The organism is Kitasatospora sp. NPDC004723, assembly GCF_040609255.1.
In the GTDB taxonomy this organism is placed as follows: Bacteria; Actinomycetota; Actinomycetes; order Streptomycetales; family Streptomycetaceae; genus Kitasatospora.
In genome coordinates this window covers 432,694-449,635 of record NZ_JBEXJT010000001.1, presented here as the reverse complement: position 1 = coordinate 449,635, position 16,942 = coordinate 432,694, and the positions used below count along the sequence as shown (strand labels likewise).

23 protein-coding genes are annotated in these 16,942 nt (G+C 69.0%); 1 reads left to right on the top strand and 22 read right to left on the bottom strand.

Annotation, left to right across the window (positions count from 1 at the left end):
• The first annotated feature begins 60 nt into the window (after nucleotides 1–60).
• Nucleotides 61–1,056, top strand: a complete 996-nt coding sequence (coaA, locus tag ABZW10_RS02205; RefSeq protein ID WP_355358409.1) for a type I pantothenate kinase — start codon at nucleotides 61–63, stop codon at nucleotides 1,054–1,056.
• A gap of 72 nt (nucleotides 1,057–1,128) precedes the next feature.
• On the opposite strand, the gene glmM is transcribed toward coaA, so the two are convergent.
• From glmM to ABZW10_RS02095, 22 genes are all read right to left on the bottom strand, one after another.
• Nucleotides 1,129–2,493, bottom strand: coding sequence for a phosphoglucosamine mutase (glmM, locus tag ABZW10_RS02200; protein WP_355358406.1), 1,365 nt, complete (start codon nucleotides 2,491–2,493; stop codon nucleotides 1,129–1,131).
• A gap of 173 nt (nucleotides 2,494–2,666) precedes the next feature.
• Nucleotides 2,667–3,170 carry a 30S ribosomal protein S9 gene (rpsI, locus tag ABZW10_RS02195; protein ID WP_350542287.1) on the bottom strand — a complete coding sequence of 168 codons (504 nt, stop codon included), beginning with the start codon at nucleotides 3,168–3,170 and terminating at the stop codon, nucleotides 2,667–2,669.
• Nucleotides 3,171–3,216: 46 nt separating this feature from the next.
• Nucleotides 3,217–3,660 carry a 50S ribosomal protein L13 gene (gene rplM / locus ABZW10_RS02190; protein WP_030055846.1) on the bottom strand — a complete coding sequence of 148 codons (444 nt, stop codon included), beginning with the start codon at nucleotides 3,658–3,660 and terminating at the stop codon, nucleotides 3,217–3,219.
• A gap of 248 nt (nucleotides 3,661–3,908) precedes the next feature.
• Nucleotides 3,909–5,585: an ATP-binding cassette domain-containing protein gene (locus ABZW10_RS02185; protein ID WP_355358401.1), complete on the bottom strand. Its 1,677-nt coding sequence runs from the start codon at nucleotides 5,583–5,585 to the stop codon at nucleotides 3,909–3,911.
• A 41-nt stretch (nucleotides 5,586–5,626) separates the two neighbouring features.
• Nucleotides 5,627–6,562, bottom strand: a complete 936-nt coding sequence (truA, locus tag ABZW10_RS02180) for a tRNA pseudouridine(38-40) synthase TruA (RefSeq protein WP_355358398.1) — start codon at nucleotides 6,560–6,562, stop codon at nucleotides 5,627–5,629.
• A gap of 81 nt (nucleotides 6,563–6,643) precedes the next feature.
• Nucleotides 6,644–7,126, bottom strand: a complete 483-nt coding sequence (rplQ, locus tag ABZW10_RS02175; RefSeq protein WP_344338005.1) for a 50S ribosomal protein L17 — start codon at nucleotides 7,124–7,126, stop codon at nucleotides 6,644–6,646.
• 127 nt (nucleotides 7,127–7,253) lie between these two features.
• Complete coding sequence (locus ABZW10_RS02170; protein ID WP_030055844.1) at nucleotides 7,254–8,276, bottom strand: DNA-directed RNA polymerase subunit alpha; 1,023 nt, start codon at nucleotides 8,274–8,276, stop codon at nucleotides 7,254–7,256.
• A 152-nt stretch (nucleotides 8,277–8,428) separates the two neighbouring features.
• Nucleotides 8,429–8,836 carry a 30S ribosomal protein S11 gene (gene rpsK / locus ABZW10_RS02165; protein ID WP_014136257.1) on the bottom strand — a complete coding sequence of 136 codons (408 nt, stop codon included), beginning with the start codon at nucleotides 8,834–8,836 and terminating at the stop codon, nucleotides 8,429–8,431.
• 72 nt (nucleotides 8,837–8,908) lie between these two features.
• Nucleotides 8,909–9,289 carry a 30S ribosomal protein S13 gene (gene rpsM, locus ABZW10_RS02160; RefSeq protein ID WP_030393312.1) on the bottom strand — a complete coding sequence of 127 codons (381 nt, stop codon included), beginning with the start codon at nucleotides 9,287–9,289 and terminating at the stop codon, nucleotides 8,909–8,911.
• Between the two features lie 173 nt (nucleotides 9,290–9,462).
• The gene (gene rpmJ / locus ABZW10_RS02155) at nucleotides 9,463–9,576 is read right to left on the bottom strand and encodes a 50S ribosomal protein L36 (protein WP_003956441.1); all 114 of its coding nucleotides are present in this window, start codon (nucleotides 9,574–9,576) and stop codon (nucleotides 9,463–9,465) included.
• Between the two features lie 32 nt (nucleotides 9,577–9,608).
• A complete protein-coding gene (infA, locus tag ABZW10_RS02150) occupies nucleotides 9,609–9,830 on the bottom strand; it encodes a translation initiation factor IF-1 (protein ID WP_003956442.1) in 222 nt (73 codons plus the stop codon).
• Nucleotides 9,831–10,002: 172 nt separating this feature from the next.
• Entirely contained in the window at nucleotides 10,003–10,428 is a 426-nt protein-coding gene (gene mscL / locus ABZW10_RS02145) for a large conductance mechanosensitive channel protein MscL (protein ID WP_355358394.1), read from the bottom strand.
• A 131-nt stretch (nucleotides 10,429–10,559) separates the two neighbouring features.
• On the bottom strand, nucleotides 10,560–11,399 hold the full coding sequence (map, locus tag ABZW10_RS02140; protein ID WP_355358391.1) for a type I methionyl aminopeptidase: 840 nt from the start codon (nucleotides 11,397–11,399) through the stop codon (nucleotides 10,560–10,562).
• A 130-nt stretch (nucleotides 11,400–11,529) separates the two neighbouring features.
• A complete protein-coding gene (locus ABZW10_RS02135) occupies nucleotides 11,530–12,183 on the bottom strand; it encodes an adenylate kinase (protein ID WP_355358388.1) in 654 nt (217 codons plus the stop codon).
• Nucleotides 12,183–13,493, bottom strand: coding sequence for a preprotein translocase subunit SecY (gene secY / locus ABZW10_RS02130; protein WP_355358385.1), 1,311 nt, complete (start codon nucleotides 13,491–13,493; stop codon nucleotides 12,183–12,185). The genes ABZW10_RS02135 and secY overlap by 1 nt, the downstream gene beginning before the upstream one ends.
• 325 nt (nucleotides 13,494–13,818) lie before the next feature.
• Entirely contained in the window at nucleotides 13,819–14,274 is a 456-nt protein-coding gene (gene rplO, locus ABZW10_RS02125; protein WP_355358921.1) for a 50S ribosomal protein L15, read from the bottom strand.
• Nucleotides 14,274–14,456 (bottom strand): 50S ribosomal protein L30, encoded by a 183-nt coding sequence (gene rpmD, locus ABZW10_RS02120; protein ID WP_030251557.1) that lies wholly within the window; start codon nucleotides 14,454–14,456, stop codon nucleotides 14,274–14,276. The genes rplO and rpmD overlap by 1 nt, the downstream gene beginning before the upstream one ends.
• Nucleotides 14,456–15,079: a 30S ribosomal protein S5 gene (gene rpsE, locus ABZW10_RS02115; RefSeq protein ID WP_344338017.1), complete on the bottom strand. Its 624-nt coding sequence runs from the start codon at nucleotides 15,077–15,079 to the stop codon at nucleotides 14,456–14,458. Before rpsE ends, rpmD begins: the two co-directional genes overlap by 1 nt.
• A 48-nt stretch (nucleotides 15,080–15,127) precedes the next feature.
• Complete coding sequence (rplR, locus tag ABZW10_RS02110; RefSeq protein ID WP_344338019.1) at nucleotides 15,128–15,511, bottom strand: 50S ribosomal protein L18; 384 nt, start codon at nucleotides 15,509–15,511, stop codon at nucleotides 15,128–15,130.
• A 3-nt stretch (nucleotides 15,512–15,514) separates the two neighbouring features.
• Complete coding sequence (gene rplF / locus ABZW10_RS02105; protein WP_030393304.1) at nucleotides 15,515–16,054, bottom strand: 50S ribosomal protein L6; 540 nt, start codon at nucleotides 16,052–16,054, stop codon at nucleotides 15,515–15,517.
• Between the two features lie 22 nt (nucleotides 16,055–16,076).
• On the bottom strand, nucleotides 16,077–16,484 hold the full coding sequence (rpsH, locus tag ABZW10_RS02100) for a 30S ribosomal protein S8 (protein ID WP_355358379.1): 408 nt from the start codon (nucleotides 16,482–16,484) through the stop codon (nucleotides 16,077–16,079).
• Between the two features lie 268 nt (nucleotides 16,485–16,752).
• Nucleotides 16,753–16,938 carry a type Z 30S ribosomal protein S14 gene (locus tag ABZW10_RS02095; protein WP_030393303.1) on the bottom strand — a complete coding sequence of 62 codons (186 nt, stop codon included), beginning with the start codon at nucleotides 16,936–16,938 and terminating at the stop codon, nucleotides 16,753–16,755.
• Nucleotides 16,939–16,942 lie beyond the last annotated feature (4 nt).

Here is a 16,942-nt window from a genome sequence, read left to right as displayed (position 1 = left end):
CGGTTCGCCCACGGGCCGTGACCGACACCACAACCACCCCGAACGGCGCTACGGCTCACAATGGAGCATGTGCTGACCGAACTCTGTACGCGGGGCGACGCCACGCCCGGCCCGTCACCGTCCCCCTACGTTGACCTCAGCCGGGCCGAATGGAGCGCGCTGCGCGAGCGTACGCCGCTTCCGCTGACCGCCGAGGAGGTGGAACGGCTGCGCGGTCTCGGCACCGCCCTCGACCTGGACGAGGTCCGGGACGTCTACCTGCCGCTGTCCCGGCTGCTGAACCTCTACATCCACGCCACGCACGAGCTGCGCGGCACCCTGGGCACCTTCCTGGACACCCCGGACACCGAGCGCACCCGCACCCCGTTCATCATCGGCGTGGCCGGCTCGGTCGCGGTCGGCAAGTCCACCACGGCCCGGCTGCTGCAGGCCCTGCTGGCCCGCTGGCCGGAGCACCCCCGGGTCGAACTGGTCACCACCGACGGCTTCCTGCTGCCCAACGCCGAGCTGCGCCGACGCGGCCTGATGGCCCGCAAGGGCTTCCCGGAGTCGTACGACCGCCGGGCGCTGACGCGCTTCGTCGCGGACGTGAAGGCCGGCAAGGAGCGGGTCACCGCGCCGGTCTACTCGCACCTGGTGTACGACATCGTGCCGGAGCAGCGCCTCACCGTGGAGCGCCCGGACATCCTCATCGTCGAGGGCCTGAACGTGCTCCAGCCGGCCCTGCCCGGCACCGACGGCCGCACCCGGCTGGCGGTGGCGGACTACTTCGACTTCTCCATCTACGTCGACGCCCGCACCGACGACATCGAGAGCTGGTACCTGGACCGGTTCCGCAAGCTGCGGCAGACCGCCTTCCAGGACCCGAACTCCTACTTCCGCCGCTTCACCGAGGTGCCGGAGGAGGAGGCGATGGAGTACGGCCGCCAGGTCTGGCGCACCATCAACCGGCCCAACCTGCTGGAGAACGTGCTGCCGACCCGCGGCCGGGCCACCCTGATCCTGCAGAAGGGCGCGGACCACAAGGTCCGCCGGGCCCTGCTGCGCAAGCTCTGACGCGGGTTCCGACGCACGGACAGGCCCCCGCCGCGCCACGCGCGACGGGGGCCTCGGCGTCTCCGGGGGCGGTCAGCCCAGGTAGCTGCGGACCGCGCCCGCCAGCGTCTCGGCGACGGCGTGCGCCTGCACCTCGTCGGCCGCCTCCACCATCACCCGGACCAGCGGCTCGGTGCCCGACGGGCGCAGCAGCACCCGGCCGGTGGCGCCCAGCTCGGCCTCGGCCGCGGCGACCGCCGCGGTCAGCTCCTCGCAGGTGCCGACCCGGGCCTTGTCCACGCCCTTGACGTTGATCAGCACCTGCGGCAGCCGGGTCATCACGGCGGCCAGGTCGGCCAGCGGCTGCTTGGTGGCCGCCAGCCGGGCGCCCAGCATCAGACCGGTCAGCGTGCCGTCACCGGTGGTCGCGTGGTCCAGCAGGATGACGTGGCCGGACTGCTCACCGCCCAGCGCGTAGCCCCGCTCCTTCATCGCCTCCAGCACGTACCGGTCGCCGACGGCGGTCTCGACGAGGTCGACGCCCTCGCGCTGCATGGCCAGCTTGAAGCCCAGGTTGGACATCACGGTGGCGACCGTGGTGTTGCGGCGCAGCGTGCCGGCCTCCTTCATGGCGACGGCCAGGATCGCGATGATCTGGTCGCCGTCGACCTCGTTGCCGTCCGCGTCGGCGGCCAGGCAGCGGTCGGCGTCGCCGTCGAGGGCGATGCCGAGGTCGGCGGAGTGCTCGCGCATGGCGGCGCGCAGCCGGTCCAGGTGGGTGGAGCCGACGCCGTCGTTGATGTTGAGGCCGGTGGGCTCGGCGCCCAGGGTGTGCACGACCTCGGCGCCGGCCCGGGCGAAGGCCTCGGGGGCGACGTACGCAGCCGCGCCGTGCGCGCCGTCGATGACGACCCGGATGCCGTCCAGGCGGTTGGGCAGCACGCCGATGAGGTGGGCGACGTACTTGTCGAAGCCCTCGGTGTACTCGCGGACCCGGCCGACCGCCGCGCCGGTCGGGCGGTTCCACTCCTCGCCGCCCGCCGCGTGCTTGCTGTAGTGGGCCTCGATGGCGTCCTCGATGCGGTCGTCCAGCTTGTGACCGCCGCGGGCGAGGAACTTGATGCCGTTGTCCGGCATGGCGTTGTGGCTGGCGGAGAGCATCACGCCGAAGTCGGCGCCGAGCGCGCCGGTGAGGTACGCCACCGCCGGGGTGGGCAGCACGCCGACCCGCAGGACGTCGACGCCCGCGCTGGCCAGGCCGGCGATGACCGCGGCCTCCAGGAACTCGCCCGAGGCACGCGGATCGCGGCCGACCACCGCGACCGGCCGGTGGCCCTCGAAGGCCCCCGCCTCGCCGAGCACGTGCGCCGCCGCGACGGACAGGCCGAGCGCCAGCTCCGCCGTCAGTGCCCCGTTGGCCACACCGCGTACGCCGTCCGTACCGAAGAGTCGTCCCACTGTCCCGTCCTCCATCGCCGCAATGCCTTCTGCAGTGAATCCGATCGAATCCCCGGGCTCCGCACAATGGCCGGGGAACACGACGCCCCGGAGTACGCGAGGTACTCCGGGGCGTGTAGAGCGCATCCAGGGGCGTGCACCACCAGGGCGGTACGCACCCCCGGAGGGCGCAATTAGCGCTTGCTGTACTGCGGCGCCTTGCGGGCCTTCTTCAGACCGGCCTTCTTGCGCTCGACGGCGCGGGCGTCACGGGTCAGGAAGCCGGCCTTCTTGAGGGCGCCGCGGTTGTTGTCCACGTCGGCCTCGTTCAGGGCACGGGCCACGCCGAGGCGCAGCGCGTAGGCCTGGCCGGACACGCCGCCGCCGGAGATGCGGGCGACGACGTCGTAACGGCCGTCGAGCTCCAGGAGCTTGAAGGGCTCGTTGACGGTCTGCTGGTGCACCTTGTTGGGGAAGTAGTTCTCCAGGGTGCGACCGTTGATCTTCCACTGCCCGGTGCCCGGGACGATGCGCACGCGGGCGATCGCCTCCTTGCGACGGCCCAGGCCGGCGCCGGGGACGGCCTCGCCGAAGCGGCCGGCCAGGGACTCGGAGGTGTAGCTCTCCTCGGAGGTGTACTCGCCCTCGACGACGGTCTCGTCGAAGTCGACCTCAAGGGTTTCGGTGGTCTCGGCCACGGTGTTCCTCAGCTCTTTTCAGTGATGGGGGGCTTGGTGGCCGGAATTACTGCGCGACCTGGGTGATCTCGAACGGCACCGGCTGCTGGGCAGCGTGCGGGTGCTGGTCGCCCGAGTAGACCTTCAGCTTGGAGAGCATCTGGCGGCCCAGGCTGTTCTTGGGGATCATGCCCTTGATGGCCTTCTCGACGGCCTTCTCCGGGTTGTTGGCCAGGAGGTCGTCGTAGCGGACCGAGCGGAGACCGCCCGGGAAACCGCTGTGGCGGTACGCCAGCTTCTGGGTCTTCTTGTTACCCGACAGGTGCACCTTGTCCGCGTTGATGATGATGACGAAGTCACCAGTGTCAACGTGCGGCGCGTAGATCGCCTTGTGCTTGCCCCGGAGGAGGTTGGCGGCCTGGGAGGCCAGGCGGCCGAGCACGACGTCGGTCGCGTCGATGACGTGCCACTGACGCTGGACGTCGCCGGGCTTGGGGCTGTACGTACGCACGGTCGTAGCCTTCGCTTTTCAGTGAGTGAGTCCTGACAGGAGCACCTGGAGGAGGGATCAGCCTGGCCGCCTTGGACGCAATTCAAGGGGGAGCCGCTGGTCGTCGACCTGATGTCTCCGGCGTACCGACCTCTCACGTGAGATAGAGCGAGCCAATACGCACATCAAGCGCCCAGGTTACCGGCAGGCGAGGGGAGGGTCAAAATTGCCCGGAGATCCGGTCCCCGGCCCCTCCCCCGCCCCGGTCCTCAGCGGTCCCGCTCGACCCGGGTGACGTCCCAGACCGGCTCGGCCGACTCGTAGACCCGCCCGTCGGCGCCGAACACCAGGAAGCGGTCGAAGGTCTTCGCGAACCAGCGGTCGTGCGTCACGCACATCACCGTGCCGTCGAAGGCCTCCAGACCGGCCTGCAGCGCCTCGGCGCTCTCCAGGTCCAGGTTGTCGGTCGGCTCGTCGAGCAGCAGCGCGGTGACGCCGGACAGCTCCAGTTTGAGGATCATCAGCCGGGCCTGCTGCCCGCCGGAGAGCGACTCGAACTTCTGCTCCTCCTGGCGGTCCAGCTCGTAGCGGCGCAGCGCGCCCATCGCGGCGCCGCGGCTGAGCGCGTGCTCCTCCTCGACGATCGAGCGGACGGTGCGGCCGAGCAGCTCCGGATGGGCGTGGGTCTGCCGGAAGTGGCCGGGCACCACCCGGGCGCCGAGCTTCCAGCCGCCGGTGTGGGCGACCGTCCCGTCGCCCGCGAGCAGCCGCAGCAGGTGCGACTTGCCGGCGCCGTTGGCACCGAGCACACCGATCCGCTCGCCGTAGAAGACCTCCAGGTCGAAGGGCTGCATGAGGCCGGTGAGCTCCAGCCGCTCCATGGTGAAGGCGCGGACACCGGTGCGCCCGCCCTTGAGCCGCATGGTGATGCTCTGCTCGCGCGGCGGCGCCTCCGGCGGGCCGGCGTCCTCGAACTTCTTGAGCCTGGTCTGCGCGGCCGCGTACCGGGAGGCCATCTCGTGGCTGACCGCGGCGGCCTGGCGCAGGGTGACGACCAGCTTCTTGAGCTTGGCGTGCTCCTCGTCCCAGCGGCGGCGCAGCTCCTCGAACCGCTCGAAGCGCGCCTTGCGGGCCTCGTGGAAGGTGTCGAAGCCGCCACCGTGCACCCAGACGCTGGAACCGGCCGCGCCGGACTCCACGCTGATGATCTTCTCGGCGGTCCGGGAGAGCAGTTCGCGGTCGTGCGAGATGAACAGCACGGTCTTCGGGGTGGCCTTGATGGCCTCCTCCAGCCAGCGCTTGCCCGGGACGTCCAGGTAGTTGTCGGGCTCGTCGAGGAGCAGCACCTCCTCCGGGCCGCGCAGCAGCGCCTCCAGGACGAGCCGCTTCTGCTCGCCGCCGGAGAGCGTGTTCAGACCGCGCCACTGGGCCTTGTCGAAGGGCACGCCGAGGGCGGCCATGGTGCAGACGTCCCAGTCGGTCTCGTAGTCGTAGCCGCCGACGTCGGCCCAGTCGGAGAGCGCCTGGGCGTAGGCCATCTGGGTCTTCTCGTCGTCCTGGGCGATCATCGCCAGCTCGGCGGCGTCGACCGCGCGGGCGGCCCTGGCGATCCGCTCGGGGGCGACCGAGACCAGCAGGTCGCGCACCGAGGCGTCGGCGGGCAGCGGGCCGGGGCCGACCTGCTCGTCGCCGGGCTTGCGCTGCTCCTCACGGCCGGTGGTGCCGACGAACTGGCGCATCACGCCGAGCCCGCCGCTGATCGTCACCGAGCCGCCGTGCGGCTGGAGGTCGCCGGCGATCATGCGCAGCAGCGTGGTCTTGCCGGCCCCGTTGGCGCCGACCAGCGCGACGGCCGCGCCCTCCCCCACCCGGAAGGACGCGTCGTCGAACAGCACCCGCCCGTCCGGCAGGTAGTACTCCAGGTGCGAAATCTCGACGTGTCCCATGGGGCCGATTGTCCCAAGCCACCGCCCCGGACCAAAACCGATTAACCGGCCGCCTGCTCCGCGCTCCCGGCGGGGACGGCGGCGCCCGGGAGGGTGCGCATCCGGCGGGCGGCCCGGCTGCGCTCGGCGAGCAGGTCGTCCGCCGGGTAGCCGACCTCCTCCAGGGTCAGGCCGTACGGCCGGATCACGTTGACGGCCGAGTTGCGCACGCCGCCGGCCAGCACCTCGCCGGGGAACTCCACCGGCCGGTGCCCGTCGCCGACCAGCAGCATCGCGCCGACCAGCGCCCGCACCATGTTGTGGCAGAAGGCGTCGGCCCGGACGGTGGCGACCGCCAGCGAGCCCTCCTGGGAGGCGTAGGCGTCGACCGGGACGCGGTCCCAGCGCAGCTCCAACAGGGTGCGGATGGTGGTCGCGCCCTCGCGCTTCTTGCAGTACGCGGCGAAGTCGTGCTCGCCGAGCAGCAGCCGGGCGGCGGCGTTCATCCTCTCCAGGTCGAGCGGCCGGTCGTGCCAGAGCACATGGCCGCGCAGCAGCGGGTCCACGCCACCGGGGTGGTCGGCGACCCGGTAGGCGTACCGGCGCCAGATCGCCGAGAAGCGGGCGTCGAAGCCCGCCGGGGCCTCGGCCGCGCGGTAGATCCGGACGTCGCCGGGCAGCCGCCCGGCCAGCCGGCGCAGCAGCTTCTCGCCGTGCTGGGCCCACAGCCCCTCCGGCAGGTCGACGTGGGCGACCTGGCCGCGGGCGTGCACACCGGCGTCGGTGCGGCCGGCGACGGTGAGCGGGAAGAGCTCGGAGCTGCGGGTCACGACCTGCAGGGCGGTCTCGATCTCCTCCTGGACCGTCCGGCGGCCGCCCTTCTGGCGGGCCCAGCCCGAGAAGTCGGCGCCGTGGTAGGCGAGGTCGAGCCGGATCCGGACGTACCCGTCCGCCGGGCCGTCCTTGACCGGAGGCCGCTCGGCGCAATCGTTGAGCACTGCTCTTCACTCCCTGGACATGAGGAACGGGCCCGCTCCCCCACGGATGGGGAAGCGGGCCCGCGACAACACCTGAAGGTGTCAGGCCTGCTCGGCGGCCTCGGCCTCGTCGGCCTTGGTCTCGGTGGCCTCGACCTTGGCGTCGGCCTCCTTGACGGCACGCTTGGTGGCGGCCTCGGCCTCGCCGACGGCGGTCTGCGCGACGGTCAGCGCCTCGACCAGCTCGATCACGGCCATCGGGGCGTTGTCGCCACGACGGGGACCGATCTTGGTGATGCGGGTGTAGCCACCCGGGCGGTTCTCGTAGCGCGGCGCGATCTCGGTGAAGAGGGTGTGCAGCACCGAGATGTCGGTGATGGTCTTGCGCACCAGGCGACGGTTGTGGATGTCGCCCTTCTTCGCCTTGGTGATCAGCTTCTCCGCCAGCGGGCGCAGGCGGCGGGCCTTGGCCTCGGTGGTGGTGATGCGGCCGTACTGGAACAGCTCACGGGCCAGACCGGCGAGCAGCAGGGGCTCGTGGTGCGGGCCGCCGCCGAGGCGGGCACCCTTGGTGGGACGCGGCATGGAATTACTCCTCGAATCTCCGACTGCGGCCGTACCAGGTACCGCAGCGGGCGTACGGGCACTGTGCCCGCACGGCTTTCACGACGACGGGGGCGGTTCCGGGGAACCGCCCCCGCGGTCAAGTCTCTCAGTACTGCTCGGTCTCCGCGTAACCCGCGTCGTCCAGGTCGTCGGCGCCGAAGGCGTCGGCGGCGGCGGTCGGGTCGAACCCGGGCGGGCTGTCCTTGAGGGCCAGGCCCATGCCGGCCAGCTTCGCCTTGACCTCGTCGATCGACTTCGCGCCGAAGTTGCGGATGTCGAGCAGGTCGGCCTCGGAGCGGGCGACGAGCTCACCCACGGTGTGGATGCCCTCGCGCTTGAGGCAGTTGTAGGAGCGGACGGTGAGCTCCAGCTCCTCGATCGGCAGCGCCAGGTCGGCGGCCAGGGCGGCGTCCGTCGGGGACGGGCCCATGTCGATGCCCTCGGCGTCGATGTTCAGCTCGCGGGCGAGGCCGAACAGCTCCACCAGGGTCTTGCCGGCCGAGGCCATGGCGTCACGCGGACGCATGGCGGGCTTGGTCTCGACGTCGACGATCAGCTTGTCGAAGTCGGTCCGCTGCTCGACACGGGTGGCCTCGACCTTGTAGGTGACCTTCAGCACGGGGCTGTAGATCGAGTCGACCGGGATGCGGCCGATCTCCTGGCCGGAGGCCTTGTTCTGCACGGCGGAGACGTAGCCGCGACCGCGCTCGACGGTCAGCTCCATCTCCAGCTTGCCCTTGCCGTTCAGGGTGGCGAGGACCAGCTCGGGGTTGTGCACCTCGACACCGGCCGGCGGCGCGATGTCGGCGGCGGTGACCACACCCGGGCCCTGCTTGCGCAGGTACATCACGACCGGCTCGTCGTGCTCCGAGGAGACGACCAGCTGCTTGATGTTGAGGATGAGGTCGGTGACGTCCTCCTTGACGCCCGGCACGGTGGTGAACTCGTGCAGGACGCCGTCGATGCGGATGCTGGTGACAGCGGCACCCGGGATCGACGACAGGAGCGTGCGACGCAGAGAGTTGCCGAGGGTGTAGCCGAAGCCCGGCTCGAGCGGCTCGATCACGAACCGCGAGCGGAACTCGTCGACGACCTCTTCGGTCAGCGAGGGACGCTGAGCGATCAGCATGTTTTCAGATCCTCCAGTGATCTTCGGCACCCACTATTTGATGCCGAACAGAACCAGCGTACGGGGTCCCGCAGGAAACGGGACCCCGTACGAGGTTTAAAGCAGTACCCAGCGTGCCCGAAGCCTCCCCGAGACGAGGGGGAGGTCACGGGTCAGACGCGGCGGCGCTTCGGCGGACGGCAGCCGTTGTGCGGGGTGGGGGTGACGTCCTGGATCGAGCCGACCTCCAGGCCGGTGGCCTGGAGCGAACGGATCGCGGTCTCGCGGCCGGAGCCCGGACCCTTCACGAAGACGTCGACCTTGCGCATGCCGTGCTCCTGCGCGCGACGGGCAGCGGCCTCGGCGGCCATCTGCGCGGCGAACGGGGTGGACTTGCGCGAGCCCTTGAAGCCGACGTGGCCGGCGGAGGCCCAGGAGATCACGTTGCCCGACGGGTCGGTGATCGAAACGATGGTGTTGTTGAACGTGCTCTTGATGTGCGCGTGGCCGTGAGCGACGTTCTTCTTTTCCTTGCGGCGGATCTTCTTCGCGCCGGCAGCCTGACGACCCTTGGGGGGCATAAGTCTGTTCTCCTACTGAGGTGGTCGGTCCGCTGACCCGCGGGCCGGAGGGATGTCCGGTTACGGGACGGACTACTTCTTGCCCGGCTTCTTCTTACCGGCGATCGCGCGACGCGGGCCCTTGCGGGTACGCGCGTTGGTGTGGGTGCGCTGGCCGCGGACCGGCAGGCCGCGGCGGTGACGCAGACCCTCGTAGCAGCCGATCTCGACCTTGCGGCGGATGTCGGCGGCCACCTCGCGGCGGAGGTCACCCTCGACCGTGAAGTTGGCGTCGATGTACTGGCTCAGCTTGACCAGGTCGTCCTCGGCGATGTCGCGAACGCGGACATCGGGGCTGACACCGGTCTCGGCGAGGGTCTGCTGGGCGCGGGTACGGCCGATGCCGTACACGTAGGTGAGGGCGATCTCGATCCGCTTCTCACGGGGGAGATCAACGCCGGCGAGGCGTGCCATTCAAGGCTCCTGTGGTTCTTCAGAGGTCTGGCGTGCCACCTACTCCGACACCTCACGGTGAGGGAGCCCCGGCCTCTGACCGGGGGCGGCAGTCCGTCCCTGGGACGGATCGGGTGGCCCACTGATGACGATTTCGCGTCGCGCGAAGTACTACGAGAAATGCTGGGGAGAGATCAGCCCTGGCGCTGCTTGTGGCGCAGGTTGTCGCAGATCACCATGACCCGGCCGTGACGGCGGATCACCTTGCACTTGTCGCAGATCTTCTTGACGCTCGGCTTGACCTTCATGTTCAGGTTCTCCGGGTCTAGATCTGACGTTCTTACTTGTAGCGGTAGACGATCCGGCCGCGCGTGAGGTCGTAGGGGCTGAGCTCCACCACGACCCGGTCGTCCGGCAGGATGCGGATGTAGTGCATGCGCATCTTGCCACTGATGTGCGCGAGGACCTTGTGACCGTTCTGCAGCTCGACCTTGAACATCGCGTTCGGAAGAGACTCGATCACGGTGCCCTCGATCTCAATGGCGCCTTGCTTCTTAGCCATGAACTGCGAGATCCACCTTCCGGGACCGGCTACCGTATGCGGAACGCTCGTGCGAACCTGGGTCCACCCCGACCCCGAGGAGGGGGAAGAGGGCGTGCTGGAGCACGCTACGAGTGAGCCGACGGTCCATCCTACGCCAGCGCGCAGGATGGACCAAAACGGGGGTGCCCGATCAGCGGGCCGCCGGAGCGGCCAGCGGCTCGACGTGGGCGGTGCAGGCCGAGCAGCGGCGGGCGGCCTCGGGGATCTCGGTCAGGCACTCGGGGCAGGGGCGCTTCGGGGTCTTCGGCTTCTTCGGCATGTAGCGCGCGGTGGCCTTGGTCACCGGCAGGACGACGCAGAAGTACAGCACGGCCGCGGTCATCAGGAACGCGATCAGCACATTGAGGAACTGCCCGTACGGGAAGGTCACCCCGGCGATCGTCGCCTTGTAGGAGCCGAAGTCGCCCGCGGCACCGACCACCACGCCCACCAGCGGGGTGAGGAAGGCGGAGACGAAGCCGGTGACCACCGCGGTGAACGCGGCGCCGATCACCACACCGACCGCCATGTCGACCACGTTGCCGCGCATCATGAAGTCGCGGAATCCCTTGAGCACTGCTCTCTCCTGCTACTCGAAGCCACTACCGGCGCATAAAAATAGGACAAAAGCCCTGGAAGTCCAAACCTCCAGGGCCCTGATCCCTTGTCAGCAGCGGAAGTTGGCTGCTCCGAGCGGTTGTGGCGGGATTACGCCAGCGGGTCCGGCGCGGCCGTCACACCCAGCTTGGCGAGCATCTCGCGGCCGCCGTCGAAGGCGGTCAGCACCACCGGGCCCTGCTCGGTGACGGCCACCGAGTGCTCCCAGTGCGAGGCCCAGGTGCCGTCGTTGGTGACGACGGTCCAGTCGTCCTCCAGCACGGTGGTGTGCGGGGTGCCGAGCGAGACCATCGGCTCGATCGCCAGCACGGTGCCGGGGACCAGCTTCGGGCCCTTGCCCCGGCCGCGCTCGACGTAGTTCAGCACGTGCGGCTCCATGTGCATCGCGGTGCCGATGCCGTGGCCGCCGTAGCCCTCGGTGATGCCCCACTTGCCCTTGGGCGGCAGCGGCTGGCGCCGGATGAAGCCCTCGATCGCCTTGGAGACGTCGACCAGGCGGTTGCTCTTCTTCATCTGGGCGATGCCGGCCCACATCGAGCCCTCGGTGACCCGGCTCAGCATCTCCACCTCGGGGGCGACCTCGCCGACCGCGACGGTGATCGCCGCGTCGCCGTGCCAGCCGTCCAGGATCGCGCCGCAGTCGATCGAGATGAGGTCGCCCTCCTGCAGCACCCGCTCACCGGGGATGCCGTGCACGACCTCGTTGTTCACCGAGGCGCAGATCACGCCCGGGAACCAGAGGCCGCCGTGGTGGGCCCGGAAGTTCGAGGTGGCGCCGTGGTCGGTGATGACCTTGTCGGCGATGTCGTTGAGCTCCTGGGTGGTGATTCCCGGGACGACCGCCTCGCGGGCCGCCTTGAGCGCCTCGGCGACGACCAGCCCGGCCGCTCGCATCTTCGCGATCTGCTCGGGGGTCTTGATCTCCACCATCTGGTCACGCCTTCCTTGGGTTCCCGCCCGGTCCTTGCCGCGCGGCCGTGCACTCGTTCCACCGTACGACGCCGTACGGCCGCGCTGCCCCGGGTCGGGCAGCGCGGCCGTAGGTACGTCGCTCGAAAACTCAGCTGTCCTGCTTCAGCGCCTCGATCGCGCGCCGGGTGACCTCGTCGACCTTGCCGAGGGCCGGGATCGTGGCGATCAGGCCCTGCTGGCGGTAGTAGTCGATGATCGGCTCGGTCTCCGTGTGGTAGACCTCCAGCCGGGTCCGCACGGCGTCCTCGGTGTCGTCCGAGCGCTGGTACAGCTCGCCGCCGCACTCGTCGCAGACGCCCTCGACCTTCGGCGCGTTGTAGTCCACGTGGAACACGTGGCCGCCGTCGTTGCGGCACAGCCGGCGGCCGGCGATCCGGCGGACGACCTCGTCCTCGGGGACCTCCAGGTCGAGCACACCGTCGAGCTTGATGCCCTGCTCGGCGAGGAACTCGTCCAGCGCCTTGGCCTGGCCCAGGTTCCGCGGGAAGCCGTCCAGCAGGAAGCCGTTCGCGGCGTCCTCCTGGAGCATGCGGTCCTTGGCCATCCCGATCGTGACCTCGTCGGGCACCAGGCGGCCCGCGTCCATGTAGCTCTTGGCCTCGACACCCAGCGGGGTGCCCTGACCGATGTTGGCGCGGAACAGGTCGCCGGTGGAGATGTGGGGGATGGACAGGGTCTTGGCGAGGAGGTGCGCCTGAGTACCCTTCCCGGCCCCGGGGGGTCCGACGAGGACAATACGCATCAGCGGAGGAACCCTTCGTAATTGCGCTGCTGGAGCTGGCTCTCGATCTGCTTCACAGTTTCGAGTCCGACGCCGACGACGATGAGCACGCTGGTGCCGCCGAACGGGAAGTTGGTCTGCTGTCCGAAGGCGACCAGGGCGATCATCGGGATCAACGCGATCAGGCCCAGGTAGAGCGAACCCGGCCACGTGATGCGGGTGAGCACGTAGTTCAGGTACTCGGCCGTCGGGCGGCCGGCCCGGATACCCGGGATGAACCCACCATACTTCTTCATGTTGTCGGCAACTTCTTCGGGGTTGAAGGAGATGGCGACGTAGAAGAAGGCGAAGAAGACGATCAGCAGGAAGTACGTGGCCATGTAGATCGGGTGGTCACCGCGCACGAAGTGCTGGTTGATCCACACCGCCCAGCCGGCCTGGCTGTTGGTCAGCTGGACCACGAGGGCCGGGATGTACAGCAGCGACGAGGCGAAGATGACCGGGATGACACCGGCCTGGTTCACCTTGAGCGGGATGTACGTCGAGGTTCCGCCGAAGGCCCGGCGACCGATCATCCGCTTCGCGTACTGGACCGGGATCCGGCGCTGGGCCTGCTCGACGAAGATGACGAGCATCACAACGATGACGCCGATCGCGATGACCGAGAAGAACTCGACCCAGCCGCCGCCGATGGTGCCGGACTGCTTGATCGCCCACATCGAGGTGGGGAACTGGGCGGCGATCGAGGTGAAGATCAGCAGCGACATGCCGTTGCCGATGCCGCGGTCGGTGATCAGCTCACCGAGCCACATGATCACCGTGGTGCCGGCGGTCATGGTCAGGACCATGACGGCGATCCGGAACACGCCGGTGTCCGGCACGATCTGGTTGGCGTAGACGCAGCCCGAGAACAGGGCGCCGCTGGACGCGGTCGCCACGATGCCGGTGCCCTGGAGCACCGCCAGCGCGATGGTCAGGTACCGGGTGTACTGGGTGATCTTCGCCTGGCCGGCCTGGCCCTCCTTCTTCAGCGCCTCCAGTCGTGGAATCACGACGGTGAGGAGCTGGAGGATGATGCTCGCCGTGATGTACGGCATGATGCCGAGGGCGAAGATCGTCAGCTGTAGCAGCGCCCCGCCGGAGAACAAGTTGACCAGGCCGAAGAGGCCGTTGTTCTTGGTCTCCTTGATGCAGGCGTGAACCGCCTCGAAGTCGACCCCTGGTACGGGAACGTGCGAGCCCAGCCGGAACAGCACCATGATGCCCAGCGTGAACAGCAGCTTCTTGCGCAGGTCGGGCGTCTGGAACGCCCGCGCGAACGCACTGAGCACGGTGCCTCCTGCGCCTCCCGCGCGTCGTCGGCGGGAGGGTCGGTCCTGAATGGGAGTTTGCGGTTCGGGCTCCGTTACAGACGGCACAGGCGAGCCTATGCGCAGCCTACAAGGGAACTCCACGGACTCTAACAGTGCACGGCCGCTCGAAAGAAGCGCGTACGGCCCCTCCCCCACTCATGGGGTACGGGATGCCCGGTTTTGCCACACAAAAGAACGAGGGCCAGAAGCTGCCGCGTCGACATCCGGGCGCGGAATGGGCCGGGAAAGGCGCGAGCCCCGCACCTCCCGAAGGGAAGTGCGGGGCTCGCGGAAGTCAGCGGGCTCAGACGAGCTCGGTGACGGTACCGCCGGCGGCGGTGATCTTCTCGGCGGCCGAGCCGGAGACGGCGTCCACCGTCACCTGCAGCGCGACCGAGATCTCGCCGGTGCCGAGCACCTTGACGAGGGAGTTCTTGCGAACCGCGCCCTTGGCGACCAGGTCCTCGACCGTGACCTCGCCACCCTGCGGGTAGAGCTCGGCCAGCTTGTCGAGGTTGACGACCTGGAACGTGATCTTGAACGGGTTCTTGAAGCCCTTCAGCTTCGGCAGACGCATGTGGAGCGGCATCTGGCCACCCTCGAAGCGCTGCGGAACCTGGTAGCGGGCCTTGGTGCCCTTGGTACCACGACCAGCGGTCTTACCCTTGGACGCCTCACCACGACCCACACGGATCTTGTCGGTCTTGGCACCCGGGGCGGGACGCAGGTTGTGGATCTTGATCGGGTTGTCGCCCATGATCAGTCCACCTCCTCAACCGTCACCAGGTGACGGACCGTCTGGGCCATCCCGCGGATCTCGGGACGGTCCTCCTTCACCACGACGTCGTGCATGCGCTTGAGGCCAAGCGAGCGCAGGGTGTCGCGGTGGTTCTGCTTGCTGCCGATGTACGACTTGGTCTGCGTGATCTTCAGGCGAGCCATCAGGCACTCACCCCGGCAGCAGCCCGAGCCCGCAGCAGACCGGCCGGAGCCACGTCCTCGAGCGGCAGGCCACGGCGGGCCGCGACCTCCTCGGGACGCTGGATCTGCTTCAGCGCGGCAACCGTGGCGTGCACGATGTTGATCGCGTTGTCCGAGCCGAGCGACTTCGACAGGATGTCGTGAACGCCGGCGCACTCCAGGACGGCGCGCACCGGGCCACCGGCGATAACACCGGTACCGGGGGCGGCGGGCTTCAGCAGCACGACGCCGGCGGCCTTCTCGCCCTGAACGGGGTGCGCGATGGTGCCCTGGATACGGGGGACCTTGAAGAAGTTCTTCTTGGCCTCCTCAACGCCCTTGGCGATGGCGGCCGGAACCTCCTTCGCCTTCCCGTAACCGACACCCACGGTGCCGTCACCGTCGCCCACCACGACCAGCGCGGTGAAGCTGAAGCGACGACCACCCTTGACAACCTTGGCGACGCGGTTGATCGCGACGACGCGCTCGACGTAAGCGGTCTTCTCGACGGCGGGGGCGTTGCCCCGGTCGTCACGCTTACGGTCGCGCCGCTCGCCACCGGTGCCGCCGCCGGCGCCGCTACCGCGGCGCTGGGGTCCAGCCATTGGAATTACCTCTCTCGATTACGTCCGCCGACAGAGTCGACGAGCGGCTTAGAAGTCGAGCCCGGCCTCGCGGGCCGCGTCCGCCAGGGCGGCGATGCGGCCGGCGTACCGGTTGCCCGCGCGGTCGAAGACGACCGACTCGATGCCGGCGGCCTTGGCGCGCTCGGCGACCAGGCTCCCGACCTTCTTGGCCAGCTCGGTCTTGTCGCCCTCGGCGCCCTTGATGGACACGTCGAGGGTGGACGCCGACGCCAGGGTGTGACCCTTGGCGTCGTCGATGACCTGGGCGACCATGTGACGGTTCGAGCGCGTCACGACGAGGCGCGGACGCACCTCGCTGCCGACGATGCGCTTGCGAACGCGGATCGCGCGGCGCTTGCGAGCGGCGCTCTTGTAGGCGTTGCCCTTGCCGATCTTGACAGAGACACTCATCGCTTACTTACCACTCTTTCCGACCTTGCGGCGGATAACCTCGCCCGCGTACTTGACGCCCTTGGCCTTGTACGGGTCGGGCTTGCGCAGCTTGCGGATCTTCGCGGCGACCTCGCCGACCTTCTGCTTGTCGATGCCGTCCACGTGGAACTTGGTGGCCGACTCGACGACGAAGGAGATGCCCTCCGGCGCCTCGACGAGGATCGGGTGGCTGTAGCCCAGCTGGAACTCCATGTCGGAGCCCTTCGCCAGAACTCGGTAGCCGACACCGCTGATCTCCAGCGACTTGCGGTAGCCCGCGGTCACACCGGTGATCATGTTCGCCACCAGCGTGCGGGTCAGGCCGTGCAGGGCCTTCGACTGACGCTCGTCGTTGGGGCGGGTGACAGCCAGAATACCGTCCTCGCCCTTGCCGATCTCGATCGGCGCGGCGACGACGTGGGTGAGGGAACCCTTCGGGCCCTTCACCGAGACCGTCTGGCCATCGATGGTGACGTCCACGCCAGCGGGGACCTGGATGGGCAGCCGTCCAATGCGCGACATTGCTGTACCTCCGTTTCCCGAATTACCAGACGTAGGCGAGAACTTCTCCGCCTACGCCCTTCTTGGCAGCCTGCTTGTCGGTCAGGAGGCCGGAGGACGTGGAGATGATCGCCACGCCCAGGCCGCCGAGAACCTTCGGCAGGTTGGTGGACTTTGCGTAAACGCGCAGACCCGGCTTGCTGATGCGCTTGATGCCGGCGATGGAGCGCTCACGGTTGGGGCCGAACTTGAGCTCGATGGTCAGCTTCTTGCCGACCTCGCCCTCGACGGGCTCCTCAACCTTGTAGGAGGTGATGTAACCCTCCTGCTGCAGGATCTCGGCGACGTGCGCCTTGATCTTGCTGGCCGGCATCGCCACGGAGTCGTGGTACGCCGAGTTCGCGTTACGCAGACGCGTGAGCATGTCTGCGATGGGGTCGGTCATGGTCATGATGGCCTCAGGCCTCTCTCGCCGCGGTTTCTCCGCGCCAGGTCCCCCTTCCGCACTCTTTCGAGTTCGTCAGGGGCACAAGCGCAGGGGACCTGCGACGTCGTAAGACTGGGTGCGAGCCCTCTCGCAAGAGGGCCACGGGCATCCATGGGGAGGCCGTGGCAGGGGGCCCGACCCCACTACCTTACGGGAACCCGTACGGCAGGCCCAAAACGGGCCGGTGTGGGATCGGGCACCTCTGCGTCGCTGTGTGCCTAAAACGCCTGGACTACCAGGAGCTCTTGGTCACGCCCGGCAGCTCGCCACGGTGCGCCATCTCACGGAGGCACACACGGCACAGGCCGAACTTGCGGTACACCGAGTGCGGACGGCCGCACCGCTGGCACCGGGTGTAGGCCCGGACGCCGAACTTCGGCTTCCGCTCGGCCTTCGCGATGAGGGACTTCTTCGCCATTGGC

Coding starts and splice junctions, on each gene's coding strand:
- coaA (WP_355358409.1), top strand. CDS start 61: ATGGAGCATGTGCTGACCGAACTCTGTACGCGGGGCGACGCCACGCCC.
- ABZW10_RS02185 (WP_355358401.1), bottom strand. CDS start 5,585: ATGGGACACGTCGAGATTTCGCACCTGGAGTACTACCTGCCGGACGGG.
- rplQ (WP_344338005.1), bottom strand. CDS start 7,126: ATGCCGCGTCCCACCAAGGGTGCCCGCCTCGGCGGCGGCCCGCACCAC.
- ABZW10_RS02170 (WP_030055844.1), bottom strand. CDS start 8,276: ATGCTGATCGCTCAGCGTCCCTCGCTGACCGAAGAGGTCGTCGACGAG.
- rpsK (WP_014136257.1), bottom strand. CDS start 8,836: ATGCCCCCCAAGGGTCGTCAGGCTGCCGGCGCGAAGAAGATCCGCCGC.
- rpsM (WP_030393312.1), bottom strand. CDS start 9,289: ATGGCACGCCTCGCCGGCGTTGATCTCCCCCGTGAGAAGCGGATCGAG.
- rpmJ (WP_003956441.1), bottom strand. CDS start 9,576: ATGAAGGTCAAGCCGAGCGTCAAGAAGATCTGCGACAAGTGCAAGGTG.
- infA (WP_003956442.1), bottom strand. CDS start 9,830: ATGGCTAAGAAGCAAGGCGCCATTGAGATCGAGGGCACCGTGATCGAG.
- map (WP_355358391.1), bottom strand. CDS start 11,399: ATGGTGGAGATCAAGACCCCCGAGCAGATCGCGAAGATGCGAGCGGCC.
- ABZW10_RS02135 (WP_355358388.1), bottom strand. CDS start 12,183: ATGCGTATTGTCCTCGTCGGACCCCCCGGGGCCGGGAAGGGTACTCAG.
- rpmD (WP_030251557.1), bottom strand. CDS start 14,456: ATGGCTCGCCTGAAGATCACGCAGACCAAGTCGTACATCGGCAGCAAG.
- rpsE (WP_344338017.1), bottom strand. CDS start 15,079: ATGGCTGGACCCCAGCGCCGCGGTAGCGGCGCCGGCGGCGGCACCGGT.
- rplR (WP_344338019.1), bottom strand. CDS start 15,511: ATGAGTGTCTCTGTCAAGATCGGCAAGGGCAACGCCTACAAGAGCGCC.
- rplF (WP_030393304.1), bottom strand. CDS start 16,054: ATGTCGCGCATTGGACGGCTGCCCATCCAGGTCCCCGCTGGCGTGGAC.
- rpsH (WP_355358379.1), bottom strand. CDS start 16,484: ATGACCATGACCGACCCCATCGCAGACATGCTCACGCGTCTGCGTAAC.
- ABZW10_RS02095 (WP_030393303.1), bottom strand. CDS start 16,938: ATGGCGAAGAAGTCCCTCATCGCGAAGGCCGAGCGGAAGCCGAAGTTC.